Genomic DNA, 25,740 nt, shown 5'->3' with positions numbered 1-25,740 from the left:
GGCGGCCAATGTCCAGTGCACGTCGCGCTCGCTACCGCACGTGCAGGAGCGAGGCCTCGCGTTCCGGCGTCGTCACCGAAAAACCGGAGGGGCCGATCTCGAGGAAAAACTGCTTGAAGATCTCGATGAACAGCCGGACGAAAAGCGGTTTGGCATTGCCATAAAGGTCGAGAATGATGAGCGACGGCGGCGGCAATTCGTCGAGAATGGGCAATCGGACGATCGTCTGACCATCGGCCGTAGCCCGGCCGATCGGGCGCATGTTGAGGATGGACATGCCAAACCCCGATGCGACGGCGGAGCGGACCGTCTCGTAGGAGCGTGTATGAAAACGCACATCCGGCCGTTGTGCCAGAATGTCGAACAGCATCAGGAGATAGGTGGCGGTCTCCGGCATGTCGAGCAGGATGAAGGGGCGGGTCGAGATATCCGATAGCCAGACGGCCTTCTCGCCGGCCAGCGGATCGTCGGCATGCAGCACGGCATGCGCCGGGACTTTGCAGATGCGTGTGATACTGCCGGTATGGATCGGGCCGATATCGTAGAGGATAGCAAAATCGATCAGGCCTTCGGCCAGCCAGGCTTGCAACTGCACCTGATTGCCTTCGAGAAGGTCGATTTCCACATCGCCGAAATTGTCGACGTACCGGCGCAGCATTTCCGGCATGAACAATGCGCCGAACGGCTCGAAACAGCCTATGCGCAGCACTTTTGGTACGCGGTCGGTCAGATCGCCGATAGCGCGGCTGAACTCCGTCTCGGCCGACAGCATCACTCGGGCGGCACTCACGAAGCGCTCGCCGGCCGGGGTGATCTGCACGCCGCGTGACGGGCGGCGCTCGAAGATGCGAGCGCCCATCTCGCCTTCCGCCAGCGTGATCGCCGCGAGAATCGAGGATTGCGAGATCAGCAAGGCCTTCGATGCAGCCTGCACGCTGCCGCGGCGCGCGACTTCGCAGACATAGCGCAACTGCCGGATGGTCAGATTCATCGCACAATCTCGATTACATAAAATGCATAAAGTTATGTCGAAGAATACATTTTGTGAATGTGATGTGAAGCCGCAATCTACCGCCATCCAATAGACCTGCCGAAGATGCAGGCGGGAACATGAAAGCGCATCAACCGTGTTCGGATGATGCGCTCGAACTGGGGAACAGCAGCAATGGCTTTCAGCAACCCTCTTTCAGGGGCAGAGGACCTGTGTCTATTGAGCTCCGCAGACTTGGCATCCGCTTACAGGACGCGGGAAATTTCGCCGGTCGAGGTCGCGCGGGCGGCGATGGATCGTGCTGAGTCAGTCAATCCGGATTTCAATGCCTTCACCTTCATCGATCGCGAGGGGGCACTGGATGCGGCGGCGGCATCGGAAAAACGCTGGCGGGCAGGCGAACCGCTGTCGCCGGTCGATGGCGTTCCGGCCACGCTGAAGGATATTGTCTGGGTCAAGGACTGGAGCGTGCGCTATGGCAGCACGACGACCTCTGACATTCCGTACGGCGAAGACGCACCGGCCGTCGCCCTGATGCGTGCGGCGGGGCTGGTGTTCACGGCGCAGACGACGACACCCGAATTCGGCTGGAAAGCAATCACCGATGGCGCCCTCAGCGGTGTGACCCGCAATCCGTGGAATGCAGCGAAGACACCGGGCGGCTCGTCCGGCGGCGCGGCCGTCGCGGCGGCGGTCGGGGCAGGGGTCTTTCATCTCGGGACGGATGGCGGCGGCTCAATTCGAATTCCGGCGTCCTTTACCGGTATTGTCGGTTTGAAGCCGACCTTCGGCCGGGTTCCGGCCTATCCCGCCAGCGCATTCGGCACGGTTGCCCATCTCGGCCCCATGACGCGCAGTGCAGCCGACGCTCTCGCCATGCTGAAGACGATGTCCGGACGCAGTCTTGCCGACTGGAACCAGGGCGCTGGCGTTCTGTCGTCACTCGATGCGGGACCGGTGGATCTCCAGGGCAAGCGGATCGGCTACTGGTTTGCATCGCCTTGCGGTCCGGTCGATCCCGAAGTGGCCGCGATCGTCGATTCCGCCGTAGCAAGGCTCAAGGCGGCCGGCGCCGTCATCGAGCGGATCACGCTTCCGGGCGAGAACCTGCTCGATCTCTTCCATCACCACTGGTTTACCGGCGCGGCGGCACGGCTTTCCACGATCCCTCAGGATCAACGGTCCGCGATCGATCCGGGTTTCCTGGAAATCGCGCGCGACGGCGCTACCTACACGTCCACCCAACTGGTGACCGCTCAGGTTCGCCGCGCCGATTTCGGTGCAGCAATGGACCGGCTGCTGTCGGATTATGATTTCATCGTCTCGCCCGGCACGGCGATCCCGGCTTTCGATGCCGGTCTGGAAGTGCCGGCCGACGGTTCCTACACGCGCTGGACGCAGTGGGCAGGCTTCAGTTTCCCGATCAATCTCAGCCAGCAGCCGGCCTGCGTTATTCCCTGCGGGCTGACGGCGGATGGCCTGCCGGTCGGTTTCCAGATCATCGGTGCGCGGGGTGAGGATGCCCGCGTTCTCTTGGCGGCTGCAAACCTGGAGGCGCTGTTTTCCAGGTAGGCGCGATGCATGACAACTGAACAACCAACGATAAAAGGGGTAGCAGTTATGATCAACAGACGTGCAATGCTTCAGGGAGTGCTCGGCGCCGGTGCCGCCGGTGGAGCGCTTCTCGCCGACCTCAATTCGAGGGCAGAGGCACAGGATGCCACACCTATCGCCGTGGGCGCGGCGTTGCCGATGTCCGGTTTCGCCGCCGCCGACGGTATCGAATTCAAGAACGGTCTCGACCTTGCCGCCGAGGAAATCAATGCCGCAGGCGGCATTCTCGGACGGCCGGTCGAGATCCATGTCGAAGACACCAAGGAAATGGGTGCCGATATCGTCAGCCAGTCCATGCAGCGCCTGATCGACCGCTACACCGCCCCCGTCATCATCAACGGTTACAACGTCGGCACCAACATGATCGAGATGGACATTGCCGCCGACAATGATGTCATCATGATGCACTACAACACGCTGATTTCGCACAACGAGAAGTTCAAGACCGATCCTGAGCGCTATTACGGCTCGTTTCAGGGCGACCCACCGGAATTCTGGTACGGCCCCGGCTGCCTGAACTTCCTGAAGGAACTGGCCGCAGCGGGCACCTGGAAGGCGCCGAACAAGAAGATCGCCATCATTCCGTCCGCCAACGAATATTCGATCGTGATCGCCAACGCGATCCGCGACAAGGCAGCGGAATACGGCTTCGAGGTCAGTCTGTTCGAAACGGTTCCATTCCCGACCAACCAGTGGGGACCGACGCTTGCCAAGCTGCGGCAGGACCCGCCTGCGGCGATCATCGTCACCCACTTCCTGCCACAGGACCTTGCCCAGTTCATGGTGCAGTTCCTGGCGCAGCCGATCGACAGCCTGATCTACATGCAGTACGGCCCGTCGCTGCCGGCCTTCCGCGAAATCGGCGGTGAAAGCGTCAATGGCGTGATCTATTCGACGGTGGTCGGTTGCCTGCCGGACGACTTCTCGAAGCCGTTCCGCGAGGCCTATCGGGCCAAGTTCGGCCCGAGTTCGGCCTATATCACCGGCTCGCAGACCTATGACGGGCTGTGGATGTGGGCAACGGCTGCCGCCATCGCCGGCGGTCCGGGCGAACCCTTCAACAAGGAACAGGCGCAGAAGATCGCAGCCGTCATGCGTCGTAACGTCTATCGCGGTGTCAACGGCACCTATCGTGCCGATCCGGCCGGGCAGTCCGCCTATTGTTATCCGACGCAGGTGGCAGACCCGTCGCTCGGCATGCCGCATCAGTTCCTCCAGCACCAGGACTACAAGACCGATCCGAAGCTGATCGCGCCGCCGCTCTATGCGACGGACAGCTTTGTGCTGCCGCCATGGATCAAGGCGTAACCATCACGATCGGCCTCTGACGACGGCTGTGCCTGGAGTGCAGCCGTCATGCCACCGGACCAAGGAGCGGGATTATGGATCACGGCGCGAGCGTGCTGCTCGAATGCGAAAATGTCGTCAAACGATTTGGCTCACTGGCGGCCGTCGACGGCATGTCGCTTTCGGTCAGGTCCGGCGAGATCGTCGGCATCGGCGGGCCGAACGGTGCCGGCAAGACGACGTTCTTCGATGTCGTGACGGGCATAACGCCAGCGACCGAGGGCCAGATGCATTTCGACGGCCACGATATCGCGGATCTTGGCGCCGACCGGATCTGCCAGCTCGGGATCGCCCGGACCTTTCAGCTCAATGCCGCCTTCGAAAGCCTGACGGTGCGCGAAAACATCGATATCGCCGCTTATTTCGGTCGTGGAAAGCGGATCGTTCCCGGCTTCCGGCTGGGGCGCGACGTCCGTGAGCAGACGGAAGAAGCGCTTGCCTTCGTCGGCCTTTCCGCCAAGGCGGATGAAAAGGTCGCTCAACTGCCGGTCCTTGATCGCAAGCTCCTGATGATCGCGGGCGCCATTGCCACCCGACCGAAGCTGCTCTTTCTCGATGAGCCGGTGGGCGGTCTCAATGTTTCCGAGATCGATCACATCATGGATCTCGTCATCCGGCTGAAGGGCGACGGATTGACAGTGGTGCTGATCGAGCACGTGATGCGGTTTCTGCTGGCGCTGTCGAGCCGGGTCCTCATCATGCATCACGGCAAGAAGATCTTCGAGGGACCGCCGAGCGGCGTCGCGGAAGATCCGGTCGTGGTTGAAACCTATCTGGGCGAGGGGACGCGCAAGCGCCTCAAGACCTTTTTCTCCGACGGGGAGGCGCACGCTTGAGCGACACCGCAAAGCCACCCGTTCTCAGCCTGCAGAATGTCGTGTCGGGCTATAACGAGCTCACCGTTCTCAAGGGCGTTTCCTTCGACGTTGCTGCCGGAGAACTCGTCACGGTCGTCGGCCCCAATGGCCACGGCAAGTCGACACTTCTCAAGACCATCTCCGGACTGGTGCCGCTCAAAGGCGGATCGATCAGCATCGATGGACGACCGACATTGACGAAGCCGCATGGGGTGGCAGCCCTGGGTGTCGCGCATGTGCCGCAGGGCGATATGCTGTTTCCCGAAATGAGCGTGCTCGAAAACCTGCTGATGGGCGCGTATTTGGCGCCCGGAAAAGCCGAGATCGACCGGCGGCTGGAGGAGGTCTATGCACTGCTGCCCAAACTTGCCGATCGTCGCAACCAGGTGGCATCGTCGCTTTCGGGTGGCGAGCGACGCATGGTCGGCATCGGTCGCGGCCTGATGATGGCCGGGCGGATCCTGCTGATCGACGAACCGTCGCTCGGCCTTGCCCCGCTGATCATCGATCAAATCTATGGCGTAATTTCAGAACTCTCCCGCAGCGGGCGGACCATCCTGCTCGTTGAGGAAAATCCGGCGCGTGTCGCCGATCTCGCCGACCGCCTTCATCTGCTCGACGACGGGGACATCGTCTGGTCCGGCCCGCCCGCCGACCTTCTCGCCCGCGACGAGCTTCTCGCAACCTATCTTGGAGGCTGACCGGCATGCTCGATATTCTGATGTCCGTTCTTGTCGCCGGCCTGACCACGGGTGCCCTCTATGCGCTGGCGACCGTTGGCCTGTCCCTTGTCTGGGGCTCGATGGGCATGCTCAACATGGCCCATGCGGCGATGCTGACGCTGGGCGGCTATGCAGCCTTCACAGCCACCACCACGCTTGGCCTGCCCGTTTTCGCCGGGTTTGCCGCCGCCATCCTGTTTGGCGCGATGGCCGGTGGTCTGCTCTACGTCCTCATCGTGCGCAATCTGCTGAAAAACGACAAAGCGACGTTCGAATCCAACGTGATGATCGCCACCGTCGGCATCGGCATCGCGCTCGAAAACACCATTCTCCTGACCTATGGCGGCCAGCCGCTGAAACAACCTCTGTCCGTCGATGGTGTTCTGAAGCTCGGGCCGCTCAATCTGCCCTACCAGAACATCGTCATCATTCTCGTCGTCGTGGTGATGATGGCGGTGATCGCGCTGCTGCTCGGCAAGACCCGGATGGGACGGGCGATCCGTGCCACGGCGCAGAACCGCGATGCGGCGCAGCTGATGGGCGTTGCCGTCAACCGGGTCTATTTTCAGGTGCTGGTGCTGTCGGGCGCGCTCGCGGGTATTTGTGGCGTGATGGTCAGTTCCATGACGCAGCTGTCGCCGCCGCTCGGCAACGATCCGATGCTGAAGGCCTTCATTATGTGCGTGGTGGCCGGTCTCGGCAATCTGCCGGGAGCGGTCGCGGCGGCCTTTGGCCTCGCTTTGCTCGAAGCCTTCATTCAATACGCGGCGGGCGCGCGCTGGGGGTTCCCGTCGCTTCTGTTTGTCGTCATCGCTGTGCTGATCTGGCGCCCCTCCGGTCTTTTCGGCCGGACCCAGATCCGCCGCATGTGAGGAGCCGATCATGAATACACACTCCTCTCCCAAGGGTCTTGCCGGCCTGAACAAGCCGGATATCGTCATCACCCTGATGCTGGTTGCGGCGGCGATCGCGCTGCCGTTCTTCATCGACAGCCGCTATGTGCTTGGCCAGATCGTGCTGGCACTGTTCTACGCGACCATCGCATCGCAATGGAACCTGCTGTTCGGGTTTGCGGGTGTGTTTTCGCTGGCGCAGATGGCGATCTTCGCCTTCGGCGGTTACGCGACGGCGATGATCTGCTTCTATTTCGGCTGGAATGTCTGGGCGGCGCTGGTTCCGGCGGCCCTCGGCGCCGTCGCTTTCTCTCTGGTTGTCGGCCTCGCCTGCCTGCGATTGACCGGCGTCTATGTGGCGCTGCTGACGCTTGCCATCGCGCAGACGATGTATCTGCTGATCGTCACCGATACCGAATGTTTCGTCATGGTGGGCTCGACCTGCCGCCAGTTTACCGGGGGCGCGGTCGGCTTTGCCCGCTTCGGCGATTTCGGTACCCGCGCGGCGTTCAAGGCGCAATGGCTGGTCGGCAACTACGCCATTGTCGCCGTCCTGTTCGCGATCACGATGGCGTTCACCTATGCGATCGTCAAAAGCCCGATGGGTCTCGCCTTCCGGGCGCTCAAGGATAATCCCGGCTATGCGGTGGCGCGGGGTGTCAACCGCTTCCAGGCGCAGCTTCTGGTGTTCGGCATCTCCGCCTTTTTCACCGGTCTCGCCGGTGGCGTCTATGCCGCGCATTTTCAGGCGATCGGTCCCGGAATCCTGTCCATGTCGCAGCTGATGTTCATCATCGCCATCACCGTTGTCGGCGGTGTCGGCACCTTCTGGGGGCCGTTGGTCGGCACCATCGTGCTGGTCGCAGCTGACGAGGTGATGCGCGAGGCAGGAGAATTCCGCACGCTCGGTCTCGGCATCATCATCGCCGTGTCGATCGTGCTCATGCCGAAGGGCCTTGTCGGCCGGTTGGGAGATCTGATGGGCTGGCTTCGACGCCGTCACGCGGCTCCTGTCCGTGGAAAGTTAGCAGAAAGCCCGGCCCCGGCCGGTGAATGAGAGGGATCCTATGTACGATACGATCATCATTGGCGCCGGGTCTGCCGGCTGCGTCCTCGCCAACCGGCTGAGCGCCGACCCGGACAGAAAGGTTCTCGTGCTGGAGGCCGGGCGCGCCGCCCCCATCGCTTCCGATATTCCGTCGGACTGGGTCACGATGTTCAACACCGGCTCGGACTGGAGCTATTACACGGAGCCGCAGGCGGGCTGCCGTGGACGGCGCATCTTCTGGCCGCGGGGCAAGATGATCGGCGGTTCCGGTGCGCTCAATGCCATGATCTATATTCGTGGCCTGCCGTCGGACTACGATGCCTGGGAGGCGATGGGCTGCGCGGGCTGGGGCTGGAAGGATGTTTTTCCGACCTTTCTGGCGTCGGAGGCCAATGCCGATATCAAGGACAGTCCCTATCATGGCAATGACGGGTTGCTGCATATCGGCAACGTCCCTTATGTGGACAAATACGAGATGCTCTGGCTAGAAGCCGCGCAGGCGGCCGGTCACGCCTATAATCCGGATTACAACGGAGAGAGCCAGGAGGGTGTCGGCCTCTTCCAGTTCACCATCAAGGACGGCGAACGCTGGGGTACGTCCAAGGCCTATCTGCGGCCTGCGCTGGATCGGCCGAATCTGACGCTGAAATCGGGTGTGCTCGTCACCGGGCTGGTCATCGAGGGCGGTCGTGTGAAGGGCGTGAAGTTCCTCGTCGATGGTGTGCCGGAGGTCGCCTATGCCGATCGCGAAGTGGTGATGGCAGCGGGTGCGATCGGCACATGCCAGACGCTGCTGCTGTCAGGCATCGGTCCTGCCGACGAACTCGCGGCCGTCGGCGTCAAGCCGGTTCACGATCTGCCGGGCGTCGGCAAGGATCTGCAGGACCACCTTAATATTCCGATCTCCTTCTATACCAACGAGCCGATCGGCATTGGCGCCTGGACGGACGAGATCATCGCCGACAGCTTTGCCGAATGGCGCGACAAGCGCACCGGCATTCGGACCTCGCCATGGGTCGCGTCAGGCGGTCATGTCTGCTCGCGCCCCGGTATCGAGCCCGATCTCCAGCTTTACGGCGCGATCAGCCCGCATCGCGATTATGCCCGCTTCCTCGGCGGACAGGCGGGCGTTACCGGCCATAGCACATTGCAGCGGCCGAACAGCCGCGGCGAGATCACGCTGCGCTCGGCCAATCCGGTGGAATATCCGGCGATCGATCCGAAATATTTCATCAGCGATCCCGATGGCACCGACCTTGCGACGATGATCGCCGGTGTCCGCATCAACCGGGAGATCATGGCGCAGTCGCCGATGAAGGACCTGATCGCCTACGAACTGAGCCCCAGCGCCGAGTGCAGCACGGATGAGGAGATCGGCAACTATATACGCGGCCACATGACGACGCTCTACCATCCGTCGAGCACCTGCCGCATGGGCGTCGATGCGATGGCCGTGACCGATCCCGCCAGCATGAAGGTGCACGGTATCGAAGGGCTTCGCATTGCCGATGCCTCGGCGATTCCGAAAATGGTGTCCGGAAATCTCAATGCGCCGACGATCATGGTCGCCGAGCGCGCCGCCCAGATGATCCTCGCAGGCTAAGGAAAGCAGATATGACAATCGCCCCATCGGCAGGTTCGTGGCATGATCAGGCCGCCAAACTCTCGTTCGAAGGCCGCCTTTTCATCGATGGCGCGTTTCGTGCCGCGGCATCGGGCAAGATGTTCGAGAGCATCAATCCGGCAAACGGTTCGGTGCTGGCCGAAGTTGCGCGCGGCGACGCGGCAGATATCGACCTCGCTGTCGCCTCTTCGCTGAAAACCTTCAAGTCGGGCGCATGGTCGCGGCTGGCGCCGCGGGCGCGCATGGCGATCATGCTGCGCTTTGCCGATCTCATCGAGCAGCATGCGAGCGATTTTGCGCTCATTGATACGCTCGACATGGGCAAGCCGATCACCGAAATGCTGACGGTCGACGTGCCGCTGGCGGTCAACTGCTTCCGCTTTACCGCCGAATGCATCGACAAGATGCAGGGCACGGTCGGCGCGACCAGTCCCGACGTCCTGTCCTATGTGTTGCGCCAGCCGCTTGGCGTCGTCGGCTGCATCGTGCCGTGGAACTATCCGCTGCTGATGACGGCATGGAAGATCGCGCCGGCCCTTGCCGCCGGAAATTGCGTGGTGCTGAAACCGGCCGAACAATCGCCGCTGTCTGCCCTTCTGCTGGCAAAGCTGTTCATGGAGGCGGGAGCACCGGCCGGCGTGCTGAACGTCGTCAACGGTTTTGGCGCGGAGGCCGGCAGGGCGCTTGCCCTGCATGGCGATATAGAGAAGATCGCCTTCACCGGCTCCGTCGAGATCGGCAAGCTGATGATGGTCTATTCCGGGCAGTCCAATCTCAAGAAGGTCTCGACGGAATGCGGCGGCAAGTCGCCGCATATCATCATGGCCGATGCCGACAATCTGGAAACGGCGGCCTGGTGGGCGGCGATGGGGATTTTCGGCAATCAGGGCGAGGTCTGCTGTGCGGGGTCGCGCATTCTGGTGCAGACATCGATTTTGCCGGATTTCCTCGATGCGTTTTCAGCTGTCGCGAAGAAGGACTACATCCCGGGCGATCCGCTGGATACGACGACCACGGTCGGTCCGATGGTGACCGTCGAGCAGCAGCAGCGGGTCCTCAACTATATCGGTATCGGAAAACAGGGCGGCGCGAACTGCATTCTGGGCGGCGGCGTGCCGGAAGGGCTGGAAGCGGGTGCCTATGTCTCGCCGACGATCTTTACCGGGGTGACCAATTCAATGACCATCGCCCGCGAGGAAATCTTCGGGCCTGTCGCGAGCGTCATTCCGTTCGACAGCTACGAGGAAGCGGTGAGCATCGCCAATGATAGCAATTTTGGTTTGGCGGCCGGCATCTGGACCAGCAATTTGGGCACCGCGCACCGCTTCGCACGGGATGTCGAGGCAGGCATGGTCTACATCAACAGTTATATGAACGGCGACATGCAGTTTCCGTTCGGCGGCTGGAAGGAAAGCGGCAACGGCCGCGACAAATGCATGGATGCCCTCGTTTCCTACACCCAGACCAAAAGCGTTTGGGCGACGATCGGCAACTGAGAAATCGGCAAGGAGCAGAGACCGTGAAAACAGGCTGGAATTTCCACGAGCTTTATCTATGGCACGACACGGGCAGTGCGGCGCAGTTCTTTCCGGCAGGTCTGACCATCGAGCCCGGTGAACACGCCGAAAATGCCGCGACCAAGCGCCGGTTTCGCAATCTCATGGAAGTCTCCGGCCTCACCGATCAGCTGGTGAAGGTCAGCTCCGTTCCGGTCGACGAGGACGATCTGGCGCTGTTCCATACGCGCGACTACATCCGCCGTATCAAGGCGCAAAGCGACGATCGCGGTGGCGATGCCAGCTATCTCACACCCTTCGGGCGAGGGAGCTACGAGATCGCCTGCCTTGCCGCTGGCGGAACCTGCGCACTGGTGGACAAGGTGCTGTCCGGCGAGATCGACAATGGCTATGCGCTGGTGCGCCCCCCGGGCCATCATGCCGAAAGCGACAAGGGCATGGGGTTCTGCCTGTTCGGCAATGTCCCTGTCGCCATTCTCAAGAACCGCAAGACACACCGGTTCGACCGCGTCGCAACAGTGGATTGGGACGTCCATCACGGCAACGGCACGCAGGCGGCCTTCTGGAGCGATCCGGGTGTATTGACCATTTCCTTGCATCAGGAGCGGCTCTATCCGCATGACAGCGGCGACCGGGAGGAGCGCGGGGACGGGGCTGGATTCGGCTATAACCTCAATATTCCACTGCCGGCCGGAAGCGGTCACGGCGCCTATATCGCAGCCTTCGAACAGGTGGTTTTGCCTGCCCTTGCAGCCTATAAGCCGGATCTGATCGTGGTGCCCTCCGGCTTTGACGGGTCAGGCGCCGATCCGCTTGGGCGGATGATGCTGCACAGCGACACCTACCGGGCGATGACGCGCATGCTAATGGATGCGGCAGAAGAATTGTGCGGCGGTCGGCTGGTGATGTCGCACGAGGGCGGCTATTCCGCGGCCTATGTTCCGTATTGCGGGCTTGCCGTGATGGAACAGATGTCGGGTATCAAGACCCACATCGACGATCCCTTTTTGCCGGTGTTTCAGAATTACTATGGCCAGGAGTTAAGGCCATGGCAGCAGGAGGCAATTTCTGCTGCGGCCGACTTGCTGGTTGGGATTAAATAACGCCGGTTGCCACGCGGTCAGCGCATGTCGTATCTGGCGGCTGTGATAATCCCAGTTCCACAATCGAGGCAAAGCCGCGATGGCCCTGATGACGGTCATCCAGAAAGCCTATATCCAGGGCGTTTCGACCCGATCCGTCGATGATCTCGTCAAGGCTATGGGCATGTCGGGCATCTCCAAGAGCCAGGTGTCCCGGCTCTGCGCCCCTTTCGGCAAATGAAGGCATTTGCCTGCCGGGCAAGGAGAGATCGACGACAATTCGAATTGGTTCAAGGCGGGATATCCAAAAAGACAGTATGTTCGTCCTCGGTAACGAACCTCTTGAAGTTTGCGTCATTCTGCATATTTTGATATCATATCCATCATATCTATGGGGATGATATCAATGCCGGCAGTCACCATTCGAAACCTTTCTGACGAAACACATCGTGCCCTGCGGGTGCGAGCGGCTCATCATGGCCGGAGCACCGAGGCCGAGATCCGTGACATTCTTGAAAACGCTGTTCGTCCTCCCGAACGTGTTAAGCTAGGTTCCTTGCTGACGGCCATTGGTCGCGACGCCGAGCTTTCCGACAGCGACGTTGAAGCTCTGCAGAAAAGTCGCGACAATACACCTGCTGAACCGATGACATTCGAATGATCTTGCTGGACACCAACGTTGTATCCGAGCCTTGGAAACCGGTTCCTGATGAGGCAGTGATCGCCTGGTTGGACGCTCAAGCTATCGAAACGCTGTTCCTCTCCGCAATAACGATTGCTGAACTTCGCTTCGGGATCGCCGCTTTGCCTTCAGGGAAACGGCAAACTATTCTTCGCGACCGCCTTGAGGGCGAAGTGCTGCCTCACTTTTCCAAGCGCATCCTGTCCTTCGATCTGGCTACTTCTCAGTTTTATTCCGAACTGATGGCACGCGCTCGAGTATCTGGGAAAGCGATCGGCACGGCTGACGGCTACATTGCAGCCACAGCGGCAGCAAACGGCCTCGCCATCGCCACTCGCGACACAAGCCCTTTCGAGGCTGCTGGGCTGACAGTGATCAATCCCTGGTCCAGATAACGACAGTGTGCAGATAGGTGTCGTACGTTCGATACCGTTCAAGGCGATGGCATCCGCGCGCATAGCTTGCTGCACGTCTCATCATGCTCACGGCGGACTTTCACAATAAGCTGTTTCCGCTCTTGCACCTCTAGTAGCTAGAGGTCCTAAACAAATTCGCAGAGACCATGAGGATTCTGAGAATGAGCGATTCGTTGCAGACGGGATTTCGTCTTGAAGGCATGGACGGCGCATCCTGCGCGGACAAGATCGACACCGTGGTCAGGCGTATGCCCGGCGTTTCCGACGTGTCCGTCTCCGTCACCGCGGGAACGATGACGGTGAGCCATGCCACCAGCAGCGATCTTGAGGCGATCGGCAAGACGCTCTCCGGTCTTGGATACGAGGCGCGGCCGATGGCGCCCAAGACAGGTCCTGTGTCCGCTGGAGCCTCGGGACATATTCACGGGCCTGCATGCAGTGCGGAGCATGGCCACGACCATGCACACGGGCAGGCCGCCAATCATGGCGAGCACCAGGACCATGAAGCCCATCCCCATGACCACACCGGCGGTTTCGACCATGATCATCAGCACGGGCATGACCATGCTCTCCCTGGAGAGGGCAGCACCCATGGTCAGGTACGCTTCAGGATCGGAGGTATGGACTGCGCTTCATGTGCCAGCAAGATCGACACAGCTGTTCGCCGTCTTCCCGGCATCGACGATGTCAGCGTATCGGTCACCGCCGGGACGATGACGGTAAAACATTCGGCCGCCGCCGATCTCGAGGCCGTCGAGAAGCAGGTTTCAGGACTCGGCTACTCCATCGCGCCGGTTTTGAAGGCGGCAAAAGCAGTGGCCGCGGGCTCTGCGGTGTCCAGCGACCATTCTGGCCATGACCACGGCCCGAAATCTGCCAAAGACGAGATCGAAGGCTTGCACGGCCACGACCACACCCCATCCGAAGGTCCGTGGTGGCAGAGCAAGAAGGGCCGACTGACCATCACGGCGGGCGGAGCGCTCGTCCTTGCCTACGGCCTCGGACATCTGTTCCCAGCCATCGCCACCTATGCCTTCATTGTCGCTATGTTCGTAGGCCTCGTTCCGATTGCACGTCGGGCCTTCATGGCGGCGAGGGCGGGCACGCCGTTCTCGATCGAGATGCTGATGACGATCGCCGCCGTTGGAGCCTTGGTGATCGATGCCACCGAGGAGGCCGCCGCGGTTGTTTTCCTGTTCCTGGTTGGCGAACTGCTTGAGGGCGTGGCTGCCGGCAAGGCTCGTGACAGTATCACGTCACTCACCGCGCTTGTTCCCAAGACTGCACTGCTGGAGGAGGGCGGCAAGACCCGTGAAGTCCCGGCTGAAACCCTCGCCGTGGGTTCGATCATCTTGGTCCGACCGGGCGACCGCATATCCGCCGACGGTGTAATTGTTGCCGGTGAAAGTTCTATCGATGAGGCGCCTGTCACCGGTGAAAGTGTTCCCGTGCGGAAAGCCGTCGATGACAACGTCTTTGCAGGTACGGTCAATGGCGACGCAGCCTTGCGTGTACGAGTCACAGCCGCCGCCGCCGACAACACCATCGCCCGCGTCGTGCGGCTCGTTGAGGAAGCCCAGGAGTCCAAAGCTCCGACCGAGCGCTTCATCGACCGTTTTTCGCGCTACTACACGCCGGGCGTTGTCCTTGTGGCAGCCCTTGTTGCCGTAGTCCCACCACTGGTCGGCGGCGGCATCTGGAGCGAATGGGTCTACAAGGGCCTTGCAGTCCTTCTCATCGGTTGCCCGTGCGCGCTTGTCATCTCGACACCGGCCGCAATTGCCGCATCCCTTTCGTCCGGTGCCCGCCGTGGCTTGCTCCTGAAGGGCGGTGCAGTGCTTGAGGGATTGGGCAAGCTGACCGCGATTGCCTTCGACAAGACGGGGACACTGACCGAGGGCAAGCCTAAGGTGACCGACGTGGTACCGTTTGGCCGCAAGGTCGACGAGGTGCTGCGCTATGCCGCCGCCCTTGAGACGGGGTCCAGCCACCCGCTCGCCGTTGCGATCCTCGACAAGGCTAACGACGATGGGATCGCCGCTCCGGCGGCAACCGATGCGAAGGCACTCGGCGGCAAGGGCGTGACCGCGGTGATCGACGGGGTCGAGGTCTTCTTCGGCTCCCCTAAAGCCGCCGCGGAGCGGGTCACGATGCCGATGGCTCACTCGAAGACCATCACCGCATTGAACGATCAGGGAAAGACCGTGTCTGTTCTGGTAATCAGCGACGTTCTCGCTGGCGCCATTGCCATGCGCGACGAGCCGCGGGCCGATGCCGTGGCGGGCCTCAAAGCCCTGACCGACGCGGGCATCAAGACGGTGATGCTGACCGGCGACAACAAGAGAACGGCAACCGCCATCGGCGCGCAACTCGGCATTGAGGTCCGCGCGGAACTGATGCCCGAAGACAAACAGCGGATCGTTGGCGAGCTCAAGAAGGAAGGCTATGTCGTCGGCAAGATTGGCGACGGCATCAACGACGCGCCAGCGCTGGCCGCCGCCGACGTCGGCATCGCCATGGGTGGCGGAACGGACGTGGCACTGGAGACAGCGGATGCCGCGGTTCTCCACGGGCGGGTCGGCGACGTCGCCCTGATGATCGATCTGTCGAAGCGGACGATGCGCAACATTTTCCAGAACATCACCATCGCCCTCGGCCTCAAGGTGGTCTTCCTGGTGACGACTGTCCTCGGGATAACAGGTTTGTGGCCTGCGATCCTGGCCGACACCGGAGCGACGGTTCTTGTCACCATGAACGCGCTGCGGCTGCTTCGTCCGATCCGATGAAACGGAACGCATCTCAATCTTAACGGCAACGAGGGCCGACCTCGGCGAGATGCGTTGTTGCAGCTGGAACGTTGAACGAAGCTTGGTCTCTCTGGTGAGGAGAAAACCGCCGTCATAAACCATCAACAGAATAAGTGTGTGTTCGGTGAGCGGCGTCCTTAGCGAGAGAACGCACTGGCAAGTCGGCACCCGCTTTAGAGCGTCATCCTCGACCCGCCAGCCGTTCAAGGATGAGGCGGGCGGTCTCGGCCGCACCCTCCAGCGAGACTGTGAACTGCTGCGGAAGCGTCAGTGTGCGCGCCGCAGTGATGGCCTTCGCCATGCCGTTGCCGGTCAACCCCTCATCCGGAATGATCCGCGCAAAGCCGAGTGCAGCCAGTTTTTCGGCCCGGACGCTCTGTTCGGTCTCCCCGCCGGCGGAAAACGGCACCAGCAGCGCCCGGCAATTGGCGCGCAGCAGATCGCAGACGGTATTGTAGCCGGCTTGTGAGATTGACAATTCTGCATTGGGCAGCAGGTTCGGAAAATCCGAACGGAACCGGAATAGCTTTACAGGGCTACCCGCCGTACGCTCCACAAATCGATCATAGTCGGCTTTCGGCATGTTTGGACCGGTGATCACGCACCACGGTGACATATCGCCGAGAATTGCGCGTGCATCGAGCGCCGCAGCGATCAACTCGACACCGACAGCGCCACCACCGGCGGAGATAACCGTGTCGAAACGGTCGGGCGCCGGCGTCGGCAGCGGTGCTGCCACCAGTCCGGTGTAGTGGACACGATCGGCGATCTGCGAGGCAAGCGGATACGTGTCTTCAAGCCGCCCGAAGGATGGATCGCCGTGGACAAGGACGGCATCGAAATGGGCGCGCACGAGGTCTGATGTCTCCTGGTCTCGTCCGGGCTTGCGGTTTTGCTGCAGGATATCGCGGATCGAGCTGAAGAGCAGCGGCCGCGGCCGCGTGTTCTCGATGGCGTCTATCAGCGGCAGCAGTTCGAAGCGCACCGGCCGGCGACCAAACGGAAAAGCCTCGACGATGACGACGTCCGGCCGCGCCGTCCGGTAGGCCTGCAACAGACGCTCCGTCCGGTCGCGCTTGAACCGCTCGTCAATCGGATTGCCATGGAGATCGGCGAGACCGGAAAACCCGCTGTTGGAGGCGACAATGGGTGGCAGGGCCACATGGGCAATACCCGCTCCGGGAAACCCGTCCACTGCCGACCCGCCGGTTACAAGCGTCACGTCGAGTCCGGCATCCTTCAATGCGCCGGCGATGCGGCTTGCGCGCGCCAGGTGGCCGATCCCGAGGAGATGCTGAACATAGAAAAACACCCGGCCCGCCGAAGCCGCTGTTGCAGTACCCGTCGTGCTCATGCCATCTCTCGCTTGGCCCAGGAGGCGTGGAAAAGCCTGTCGAGATCGCGGATGCTGTTGTGATAGTCGAAATCGCGCCGCACCCGAGCCTCGGCGGCTGTGCCGAGCGTTTCGCGCAGCGATGGGTCGCAAATCGCCAGCTCCAGCGCTGCCGAGAGTTTGTCGGCATTGTCGGTTTCGACAAGAAGCGCGTTGTCGCGGTCGTGGAAGAGTTCTGAAATCGCCGACACGGTGGTCGTCACGGCCACCAGTCCCTGGCTTGCGGCTTCGACAAGCACGTTCGGCAGGCCGTCGCGGTCGCCATCGGCGGTAATCCGGCAGGCGAGCGTGAAAAGGTCGCTTTTGCGGTAGTGGGCCAGAACATCCTGCTGGCTCATCGATCCCTTCCAGGTGATCCGGTCATCGATGCCGCGCTCTTGCGCAAAGGTTTTCAGCGTGGCGAGTTCACCGCCACCGCCGATATGGGTGAAGCGCCAGTTCAGCGCCTCGGGCAGTCTTGCCAGCGCTTCCAGGATGGTGTCGTAACCTTTCTTTTTTACCGCTCGACCGACGCTGAGGATTTCAACCGGGTCGGCGGCGTCCAGGCCATTGCGGGCTGGTCGCGGACCATCGAATCTCGGAAAACGCTCAAGATCAAGCCCGTGATAGCTCAGGTTCACATTGCCCCGCCCATCGGCAAGATTGTTCAGCTTGTCAAAGCCGACGCCGGTGCAGGTCACGACCCAATCGGCACGTTGCAGTTTTTCAGACAAGTCCCAGTCCGCGGAGGTCCAGATGTCCTTGGCATGTGCCGAGACCGTCCACGGTATACCGTTGATCTGGCTTGTATAGCTGGCAACCGATGCCGGCGTATGTATGAAATGGACATGGAGCCACTCGGAGCCCTTGGGCCATTCGGCCGCCAGGACGGCGGCCTGACCAAAGCGGCGGAAGCGGTTGCGGCTGAAATCGCGCATCAGGTCGCGCCAGAATTGCCTGGCGGCATCGCGCAGGCCGGGTGCCGAACGCACGGCCCAAAGCGCTTTGAGTACCCGCAGCGGCTCCTCATGCAGATATTCGGGAAGGTAGTGAACGGGCGCGCGAATTTCGTCATTGACCGCATGGCGCTTCTTGTCTGTCGGCCGCCGCATCGAGACCAGTTCAAGCTCGAACCCGGCTTTCTCCAGCCCCAGCAGCTCCTGAGCGATAAAGGTCTCCGATAGGCGCGGATAGCCCTTGAGCAAAACGGTAATCTTCCGGTTGCGTTGCATGGTCAGCCTTGGGCGATGTTGGGAGACAGTTCGGCCCTGTCGCTCAGATACTGGGCGACCAGCGACGAAATCGTCGGCAGGCCTTCAAGATGCATTGCGGCCGGGCTTGCCGATGGCGGATCGCGCTTGAGGAGAGCCTTTATAGCCGCGGCCATGCGAAGGCCGTCGGCGGCCTCCTCGGGTGGCAGCATGCTGATCAGTCCAAGTTCCGCCGCCCGGCGTGCCCGGATGAACTGCTCAAGACGTGGCTGCATGCGCGGAACGATCAGTGCCGGTTTGTCGAAGGATAGGATCTCGCAGTAGGTATTGTATCCGCCCATGGCGACGACCGCCCGGGCGCCGGCGATCCGGTCTTCCATACGACTGTCGAACTCGATGATCTCGATATGCGGATTGTCGGCTGCCTGTTGGACGAAATTCATCCGTTGCTCGTTGGGCATATAGGGGCCAAGCACGATGACGGCTTTCATCGTCAGAGTGGGGTCGGCCTGGTAGGCTGCTATCACGTCGCGGACCAGATCGGAGCCGTCTCCGCCGCCGCCGGTCGTGACCAGCAGATAGTCACTGGCATCGGCCGGGATAGTCTTCGATGATTTGCGTTGCAGAAAACCGACAAATTCCATTTTCGAGCGCACGCTCTCGGGCACGTCGAGCCCGACGAGGGGATCGTGAAAGTCCGGCGGGCCATAGACCCAGATATGGTGATAGAGTTCGCCGATCTTGTGCATCGTGTCATTGCGCTTCCACTCGACGTCGAGCAGATGCGGAGCATCCATGACCTCGCGCAGGCCGAGCACCAATGTCGTGCCGCGTGCCCTGAGGAAGCGCAGCGTATCTTCGACTTCGCCGCGCAGGCCCAGCGGCTCTTTGTCGATGATCAGGATGTCGGGCTCGAACGTCTTTGCCGTATGGAAGATCATCGACTTGCGCATCTCGATTGTCTCGGACACGTCGATGTGCTTGTCCATGGACGTATATTCGCTGTTACGCAGCTTGATCACGCTGGGGATCTTCACGAAATCGACTCGGGCCCGATAATCGAATGCGCCGGCGATGGTTGAGCCGGAAATGATCAGCACCTGGAGACCGTGATAATCTTGGACGAGCGAATGAGCTATCGTCCGGCAGCGGCGCAGATGTCCGAGGCCGAAGGTATCGTGGCTATACATAAGTACGCGTACTTTGCGCGAACGCCCAGTCATGGGGAAGTTCTCCTGAATATTCGCCGACTGCTGGGAGTGCAATGCGACATGCGACGACTAGTGGTAAGGGTCAGCGGCATCTCTAAGGCCGTCTCCCAGAAAATTGAAGGCTAGGATGATCACGATTACAGGAACTGCCGGAAAGAGTAACCATGGATACAGGGCGATCACGTTGACGGTGCGTGCTTCGGTCAGAAGCACGCCCCAGCTGGCGATCGGCGGTCTCAGTCCCAGCCCGAGAAAGCTCAGTGTTGTCTCCCCGAGAATCATGCCCGGGATTGTCAGCGTTGCGCTGGCGATAAGGTGGGACAGAAAACCCGGGATCAGGTGGCGGGCGATGATGCGCGGACTTTTTGCACCCATCATCTGGGCCGCCAGAACATAGTCCTCTTCGCGCAGGGCCAGGAGCTTGGACCTTACCGCACGGGCAAGCCCGGTCCAGTCGAGCAGTCCCAGAATGAAAGTTATGCCGAGATAAACGACAAAGGGCGACCAGTCGGCCGGCATGATCGCCGCCATTGCCAGCCACAGCGGGATGCTGGGGATGGACTGCAGCACCTCGATGACGCGCTGCACCGCCATATCGAACCAACCGCCCCAGTAGCCGGCCAGACCACCAATCACAATACCCAGAACGAAGCTCGTGGTGACGCCGAGCAGTCCGATGGTCAGCGAAATACGGGCTCCGTAGAGAATGCGCGAGAAAACATCACGGCCGAGACGATCGGTTCCCAACAGGAAGAACTGGCCTTCGCGGGCCGGACAGACCAGATGGACATCGCCATCGACCAGGTTCCAGAAGCGATAGCTGTCGCCGTGACAGAAGAAGCGCAGGGGCTGCACGTCGCCCAGATCGTCGCTGTAGACGCGCTTCAATGTCGTCATGTCCAGCGCCATTGTGCGCCCATAGACAAATGGGCCGACAAACGATCCCTCGTGGAACAGCCGGACCTGTTGCGGCGGTGCATAGATGTTGTCGACGTCGCGGGTTCGCACATTATAGGGGGCGACAAACTCGACGATCAGGATCAACAGATAGACGGCAAGCAGCAGGATACCGGACGCCAGCGCCAGCCGATGTCGGCGAAACTGCCACCATATAAGCTTTAACTGCGAGGCGTGGCCGCTGACCAGGTCTTGGTCGGCTTCGAGCAGATTGGGGTCGAAGGGTTCCGTGGATACGAAATGCTCGGGAGCCGTCATTTCACGCTTCCTCCATGCAGCCGGATGCGTGGGTCGAGAATGGCCAGCGCAATGTCGGACACAAGCACGCCGATCACCGTCAGGATTGCCAGGAACATCAAAAACGAGCCGGCGAGATACATGTCTTGGTTCTGCAGCGCCCGGATGAGCATCGGGCCCGTCGTTTCAAGCGACAACACGACGGCCGTGATCTCGGCGCCGGATATGATCGCGGGCAGGATGGAACCGATATCGGAGATGAAGAAGTTCAGGGACATGCGCAACGGATACTTGATCAGGGTGCGGAACGGATGCAGCCCTTTCGCTCGCGCCGTCATCACATATTGCTTGTGCAGTTCATCCAGCAGATTGGCGCGGACCCGCCGCACCATGCCGGCTGTGCCGGCCGTGCCGATGATGATCACCGGGATCCAGAGATGTTCCAGGATCGACTTGAATTTCATCCAGCTCATCGGCTCGTCGAGCAGTCTGGGTTCCACCAGGTGACCAATCGAGATGCCAAACCAGATATTGGCGAAATACATCATAACCAGCGCCAGGATGAAATTGGGTACCGCGATGCCGATCAGGCCCAAAAGGGTCAACCCATAGTCGCCCCAGCTATATTTGTGAGTGGCCGAATAGATGCCGATCGGGAAGGCGATCAGCCAGGTGGCGCATATGGTGACGACGGACACAAGGATGGTCAGCCAGACCCGGTCGCCAATGACCGCAGACACCGGCAGGCGATATTCGAACGAGTAACCGAAGTCGCCTTGCACGAAATTTGTCACCCAGTTGAAGTAGCGCAAGGGGGCCGGCTTGTCGAAACCGTATCGCGCCTTCAGATCGGCGATCTCCTGCATGTCGGCTCGCTCGCCCATTGCGCGCAGTTCCTCGACATAGCTTTCGAAGTAGTCGCCCGGAGGCAGCTCGATGATCGTAAAAATCAGCATCGAGATCATAATCAGGGTCGGAACCATCATCACGATTCGCCAGGCGATATAGCGGATCATCTCAGGCCTCTTGCTCGAGCCAGAACGTGTCGGGCATGTAGATACCGAGATAGGAGGTCGGGTCGAAACCGAACAGGCCCTTTTCCGGCAGGTTGCGCAGATGTCTGTTCTTGACCACCGGCTGAAGTACGGAGTTGACGATACCGATGGTAAAGACCTGTTGCGTGAAGATTTCGAGCATTGCGTGCCAGATGGCCTCGCGTTCGCTGAATTCGCTGGCGCGCCGCCAACGGTGGAATAGGCCCAGCAGCTCCAGCGCCTCGGGAATGAGCGGTGGCCGGCCTTGTCCACCTCCCGACAACTCGTGCAGCCCCCAGAGCGGCCATTGGATTTGGTCATTGCTGGTCGGTGCAAGCTCGCGCGGCGACATGTCGGCTGTCGGAACGCCGTTGTCGATGCCCCACCAAAGCGCCATCAGCGTATTGCCGTTGACGATGCGCTGGCGGAACAGCTCCCGATGAGAGACATGGGTGAAAATGCGGATGCCGATCTGGTGGAAATAGTCCGTCACCAGTTCCAGCACATCCGCCTCGAAACTGTTCTCGGCCGTCGTTTCGACGATGATGCTGCATTCGCGCCCGTCCGGCAGCATCCGCGGGCCATGCCTGGCCTTGCGTGTCAGCCCGGCGTCGTCGAGCAGCGCATTGGCCTGGTCCGGATCAAAACCCGCCCATGCATCGCGGTATCTCTGTTTGAACAGAGGGCTGTCGGGCAGCACAGTGTTAGAGCTCGCTTGGCCAAGGCCAAAAAACACCGCCTTGTTGATCTCGTCGCGATTGATCGCCAGCGACAGCGCCCGGCGGACCCGTACATCCCAGAGTACGCGGCGCCAGACCAGATCGGCGCAGTTAAGATTGGGAATGATCGCGACACGCGAGCCCTCGGTGCGCTTCCACAGCTTAACCTCGATATCGCCGTGTGGCTCGGCGCTTTTGAGGAAGGTATAGTCGGAGAAACTGATATTGTTGAGCTGCAGGTCGCTCTCGCTGGATGCCGCCTTTGCGGAAATCAGGTCGCCCGAGCCAACGCTGAGCGCTATCTTGTCGACATAGGGAAGCTGCAGCCCGTTTTCGTCTACCCGGTGAAAATAGGGGTTGCGCTCGAAGACGAAGTATCCGGCCGGCGGCGTGGTGGTGTTGCGCCACGGATCGAGTGTCGGCAGATCGGGGTTTTCCGGCCGGGCACTGCGCGACATCTTTTGATGCAGCGCGACCCAATCCTGAACATTCTCCTCCTCGATCAAGGAACTCAAACGATCGGCGGTTTGGTATTTCGGGTGAAACTGCTTCATGTAGTGCGACGGTTGCATCAGACGCGTCGCGACTGGAGAGGCCAGTTCGCCGAGAAACTCCGGGTTCGGATCTTCCCAGCTATAGCGCACGGTCATATCGTCCAGTATCTCGAACTTCGGCTCCTTGCCGTTGACGATAAGAACGGTCGGGATCCCGCCGCCGTGAAGCTCCTTGTTGTGGAACATGTCATCCCAAACATAGCGGAAATCCTCGACCGTCAGCGGCGTGCCGTCAGACCAGCGGTGTCCAGGCCGAAGGTGCATCGTGAAAACGCGTGCGTCGTCCACCTCGAAGCTGCGCAGAATGTCTGGCTGAAAGTTGAACTTTCGGTCGTAGCCGACAAGCCGGGAATAACTGTAGATCGGCATGTAGCGGATGTCGCGCTGGCTGGCGATCAGCATGCGGATAATGCCGCCGTAGCGGCCGGGCGCGTAGCCGGATTCGGTCAGCGGCACGATCCGCGGCGTCCGGGGCAGGCGCTCGCGCATAGGGGGAAGTTTTCCGGCGCGCACGAGATCGACCAGGTTCTCGGGCTCGTCTACAGCGGTCATTGCATAGGTCGGCCGTATCGCGCCGCTGGCCATCAGAGCAAGCAGGGTTCGCCGGTTGATCACGATGCCAGCTCCCGCGCGTCAACCTCACGTCGGGCCAGCACAAAATGGCCCGGGCCAACGTTGACATGGGCAAGATCGTCGGGATTTCCGTCGTCGAGAAAGCAATTCGCCCAGGTGTTCCGGGCCACGGTCGAGGGTTGGCCGGCGCTATCGAAGTCCATCGGCCGGCTGAGATCGGGAGAGGGGACTGCCGCAATCAGTTTGCGCGTATAGGGATGCACAGGATTGCGCATGATGACGTCACACGGGGCGATCTCGACAATGCGGCCGGCATACATCACCGCAACCCGATCGGCCATGTAGTTCACCACTGCCAGATTGTGCGAGATGAAGAGATAGGTCAGCCCGAGTTCTGCGCGCAGATCCTTCAACAGGTTGAGGACCTGCGCCTGCACCGAAACATCCAGGGCCGAGACGGGCTCGTCGCAGATCAGCAGGTCGGGACCCAGCGCCAGGGCGCGGGCGATGCCGATGCGCTGGCGCTGCCCCCCCGAGAAACTGTGCGGATAGCGTCCAAGCGACGAGGCCGGCAGGCCGACGGCTTCGACCAGTCGCTTGATCAGGGCTAGCCGTTCGGGGCCACTGCCGTGCTCATGGATTTCCAATGGCTCGCCGATGATGCCGCGCACAGTCATGCGCGGCGAGAGGGAGGATACGGGATCCTGAAACACAATCTGGATCGACGTGCGCAGGTGGTTCAGCGCCTCGCCCTTGGCGCTCAGCACGTCGGTGTCGCCGGCCGCGCCGCGATAGATGATGGACCCCTGATCTGGGGTCACGCCGCGCATGAGGATCTTGCTCAGCGTTGTCTTGCCGCAGCCGCTTTCGCCCACGAGACCCAGCGTCTCGCCGCGGCGGATGTCAAAGGAAACGTCATGCACGGCCCTGGTGGCGATGGGCGCCTCTGCGAAGAACCCTTTTGTATTCCTCGGCCGATAGGTTTTGCTGATATGACGGATGGACAGTAAGACGTCCGATGTCCCGCTGGCAGGGCGCTTACGCTCTCCAAGCAGGCCTGTCGTCTGCACGCGGATTTCGCGCAGCGGTTTCAGCCGCTCGCCGCGCGGCATATCGAAAGTCGGTACGGCGGCCAGCAGGCCGCGGGTATAGGCATGCTGCGGATTGCCGAAAATGTCGTCGACACTGCCCGATTCCACCACTGCACCACGGTACATGACGACGACCTCGTCTGCCATGCTGGCGACAACGCCGAGATCATGGGTAATGAGCAGCATCGCCATGCCTAGGCTCGACTGCAACTCATTGAGCAGCTTGAGGATCTGGGCCTGGATTGTGACGTCGAGGGCGGTCGTCGGCTCATCGGCAATCAGCAGCGCCGGCCGTCCAATCAGCGCCATGGCGATCATGGCGCGCTGGCGCATGCCGCCGGACAATTCGAAGGGATACATGTCGAAAACGCGATCGGGCCTGTCGAAGCCCACCAGCCCGAGCATGTCCTCCGACTGCTGTCGCCGCTCCTCGACCGAAAGGCTCGTGTGGATGCGCAATACCTCTTCGATCTGGTTGCCGACGGTATGAAGCGCTGAGAAGGAGGTCATCGGCTCCTGGAATATCATTCCGATGCGGCGTCCACGGATCTGTCGAATTCGACGGCCATCTCGTGGCAGGCTGAGGAGATCGACCGGGCCATTGCCTTCAGGGTCGTTGAAAATGATCCGTCCGCTGATCTTGGCGTAGTGGGCCTCAATGCCCATGATGGCGCGGCCAAGCGCGGATTTTCCGGAGCCGGACTCACCAACCAGGGCCGTGACCCGGCCGGGCGCAACGTGCATCGACATAGAGCGAACCGCATCTATATTTCCGTGCAACAATTGAAAGGAAACGCTGAGCATTTCCACGGAAAGCAAATCAGAAGGAACCGCCATCAATCAAGTATTGCCCCCGCATCTCAGTGTCTTAAACAGCAGTCCTTGCTCGTATTGGCTCTTAGACGCACGGCACCGTAGCCCACGGTTTTGACACTGTCCATGGCTTACAAGACGGCCCGAAAAATGTGTCTAATACCAAGTGTCGATGATAGGAACCTATAGGACCGGCCCTGCTGGCTAGGAGAGGTCCGAAGAGCGATGCTTGCGCATCGGTCGAGGGGCTCGACGACGCCAGAAGGTCCGAGAAGCCGGCCGAAGATGGCTTATGGCAGGCCTCTGGCGTTGTTGCGCCGCTTGGCCGATGCGACAAGCATCGCCCTGCGCACCGCGCCTAGCCAGAG

General features: G+C 61.0%; 20 protein-coding genes and 1 pseudogene. 13 read left to right on the top strand and 8 right to left on the bottom strand.

Features of this window, described 5'->3' with window-relative positions:
• Nucleotides 1–31 precede the first annotated feature (31 nt).
• The gene (locus HGO38_RS18490; protein WP_250957387.1) at nt 32–991 is read right to left on the bottom strand and encodes a LysR substrate-binding domain-containing protein; all 960 of its coding nucleotides are present in this window, start codon (nt 989–991) and stop codon (nt 32–34) included.
• A 144-nt stretch (nt 992–1,135) separates the two neighbouring features.
• Between HGO38_RS18490 and HGO38_RS18485 the strand changes: the two genes are divergently transcribed.
• The 13 genes and pseudogenes from HGO38_RS18485 (at nt 1,136) to HGO38_RS18425 (ending at nt 15,579) form a co-directional block, all read left to right on the top strand.
• Nucleotides 1,136–2,563 carry an amidase gene (locus HGO38_RS18485; protein WP_352230499.1) on the top strand — a complete coding sequence of 476 codons (1,428 nt, stop codon included), beginning with the start codon at nt 1,136–1,138 and terminating at the stop codon, nt 2,561–2,563.
• Nucleotides 2,564–2,611: 48 nt separating this feature from the next.
• Nucleotides 2,612–3,913, top strand: a complete 1,302-nt coding sequence (locus tag HGO38_RS18480) for an ABC transporter substrate-binding protein (RefSeq protein ID WP_250957385.1) — start codon at nt 2,612–2,614, stop codon at nt 3,911–3,913.
• A gap of 74 nt (nt 3,914–3,987) precedes the next feature.
• The gene (locus HGO38_RS18475; RefSeq protein ID WP_250957384.1) at nt 3,988–4,788 is read left to right on the top strand and encodes an ABC transporter ATP-binding protein; all 801 of its coding nucleotides are present in this window, start codon (nt 3,988–3,990) and stop codon (nt 4,786–4,788) included.
• Entirely contained in the window at nt 4,785–5,510 is a 726-nt protein-coding gene (locus HGO38_RS18470; protein ID WP_250957383.1) for an ABC transporter ATP-binding protein, read from the top strand. Before HGO38_RS18475 ends, HGO38_RS18470 begins: the two co-directional genes overlap by 4 nt.
• Before the next feature lie 5 nt (nt 5,511–5,515).
• The gene (locus tag HGO38_RS18465) at nt 5,516–6,403 is read left to right on the top strand and encodes a branched-chain amino acid ABC transporter permease (protein WP_250957382.1); all 888 of its coding nucleotides are present in this window, start codon (nt 5,516–5,518) and stop codon (nt 6,401–6,403) included.
• A 10-nt stretch (nt 6,404–6,413) separates the two neighbouring features.
• On the top strand, nt 6,414–7,481 hold the full coding sequence (locus HGO38_RS18460) for a branched-chain amino acid ABC transporter permease (protein ID WP_250957381.1): 1,068 nt from the start codon (nt 6,414–6,416) through the stop codon (nt 7,479–7,481).
• 10 nt (nt 7,482–7,491) lie between these two features.
• Nucleotides 7,492–9,075: a GMC family oxidoreductase gene (locus HGO38_RS18455; RefSeq protein WP_250957380.1), complete on the top strand. Its 1,584-nt coding sequence runs from the start codon at nt 7,492–7,494 to the stop codon at nt 9,073–9,075.
• Nucleotides 9,076–9,086: 11 nt separating this feature from the next.
• Entirely contained in the window at nt 9,087–10,592 is a 1,506-nt protein-coding gene (locus HGO38_RS18450; RefSeq protein WP_250957379.1) for an aldehyde dehydrogenase, read from the top strand.
• A gap of 23 nt (nt 10,593–10,615) precedes the next feature.
• On the top strand, nt 10,616–11,716 hold the full coding sequence (locus tag HGO38_RS18445; RefSeq protein WP_250957378.1) for a histone deacetylase-like amidohydrolase: 1,101 nt from the start codon (nt 10,616–10,618) through the stop codon (nt 11,714–11,716).
• A gap of 64 nt (nt 11,717–11,780) precedes the next feature.
• Nucleotides 11,781–11,918, top strand: a pseudogene (locus HGO38_RS18440) (transposase); the annotation flags it as partial.
• Nucleotides 11,919–12,101: 183 nt separating this feature from the next.
• Nucleotides 12,102–12,356, top strand: a complete 255-nt coding sequence (locus HGO38_RS18435; RefSeq protein ID WP_250957377.1) for a FitA-like ribbon-helix-helix domain-containing protein — start codon at nt 12,102–12,104, stop codon at nt 12,354–12,356.
• Nucleotides 12,353–12,772 (top strand): type II toxin-antitoxin system VapC family toxin, encoded by a 420-nt coding sequence (locus HGO38_RS18430; protein WP_250957376.1) that lies wholly within the window; start codon nt 12,353–12,355, stop codon nt 12,770–12,772. Before HGO38_RS18435 ends, HGO38_RS18430 begins: the two co-directional genes overlap by 4 nt.
• 182 nt (nt 12,773–12,954) lie before the next feature.
• Nucleotides 12,955–15,579 carry a heavy metal translocating P-type ATPase gene (locus HGO38_RS18425; RefSeq protein ID WP_250957375.1) on the top strand — a complete coding sequence of 875 codons (2,625 nt, stop codon included), beginning with the start codon at nt 12,955–12,957 and terminating at the stop codon, nt 15,577–15,579.
• A 202-nt stretch (nt 15,580–15,781) separates the two neighbouring features.
• Here the strand turns inward: HGO38_RS18425 and HGO38_RS18420 are convergent, their stop codons facing one another.
• The 7 genes from HGO38_RS18420 to HGO38_RS18390 are packed head-to-tail and all read right to left on the bottom strand — an operon-like array spanning nt 15,782 to nt 25,396.
• A complete protein-coding gene (locus HGO38_RS18420; RefSeq protein ID WP_250957374.1) occupies nt 15,782–16,954 on the bottom strand; it encodes a glycosyltransferase family protein in 1,173 nt (390 codons plus the stop codon).
• On the bottom strand, nt 16,951–18,204 hold the full coding sequence (locus HGO38_RS18415) for a glycosyltransferase family 4 protein (RefSeq protein WP_250957373.1): 1,254 nt from the start codon (nt 18,202–18,204) through the stop codon (nt 16,951–16,953). Before HGO38_RS18415 ends, HGO38_RS18420 begins: the two co-directional genes overlap by 4 nt.
• Before the next feature lie 2 nt (nt 18,205–18,206).
• Complete coding sequence (locus tag HGO38_RS18410; RefSeq protein ID WP_250957372.1) at nt 18,207–19,406, bottom strand: glycosyltransferase family protein; 1,200 nt, start codon at nt 19,404–19,406, stop codon at nt 18,207–18,209.
• Between the two features lie 57 nt (nt 19,407–19,463).
• The gene (locus tag HGO38_RS18405; RefSeq protein ID WP_250957371.1) at nt 19,464–20,609 is read right to left on the bottom strand and encodes an ABC transporter permease; all 1,146 of its coding nucleotides are present in this window, start codon (nt 20,607–20,609) and stop codon (nt 19,464–19,466) included.
• Complete coding sequence (locus HGO38_RS18400; RefSeq protein WP_250957370.1) at nt 20,606–21,604, bottom strand: ABC transporter permease; 999 nt, start codon at nt 21,602–21,604, stop codon at nt 20,606–20,608. Before HGO38_RS18400 ends, HGO38_RS18405 begins: the two co-directional genes overlap by 4 nt.
• 1 nt (nt 21,605) lies before the next feature.
• Entirely contained in the window at nt 21,606–23,510 is a 1,905-nt protein-coding gene (locus HGO38_RS18395; RefSeq protein WP_250957369.1) for an ABC transporter substrate-binding protein, read from the bottom strand.
• A complete protein-coding gene (locus tag HGO38_RS18390; protein WP_250957368.1) occupies nt 23,507–25,396 on the bottom strand; it encodes a dipeptide ABC transporter ATP-binding protein in 1,890 nt (629 codons plus the stop codon). The genes HGO38_RS18395 and HGO38_RS18390 overlap by 4 nt, the downstream gene beginning before the upstream one ends.
• Between the last annotated feature and the right edge of the window lie 344 nt (nt 25,397–25,740).

Source organism: Rhizobium sp. CG5, from assembly GCF_023701945.1.
Lineage (GTDB): Bacteria > Pseudomonadota > Alphaproteobacteria > Rhizobiales > Rhizobiaceae > Allorhizobium.
This window is presented reverse-complemented; position numbering and strand designations above follow the sequence as displayed.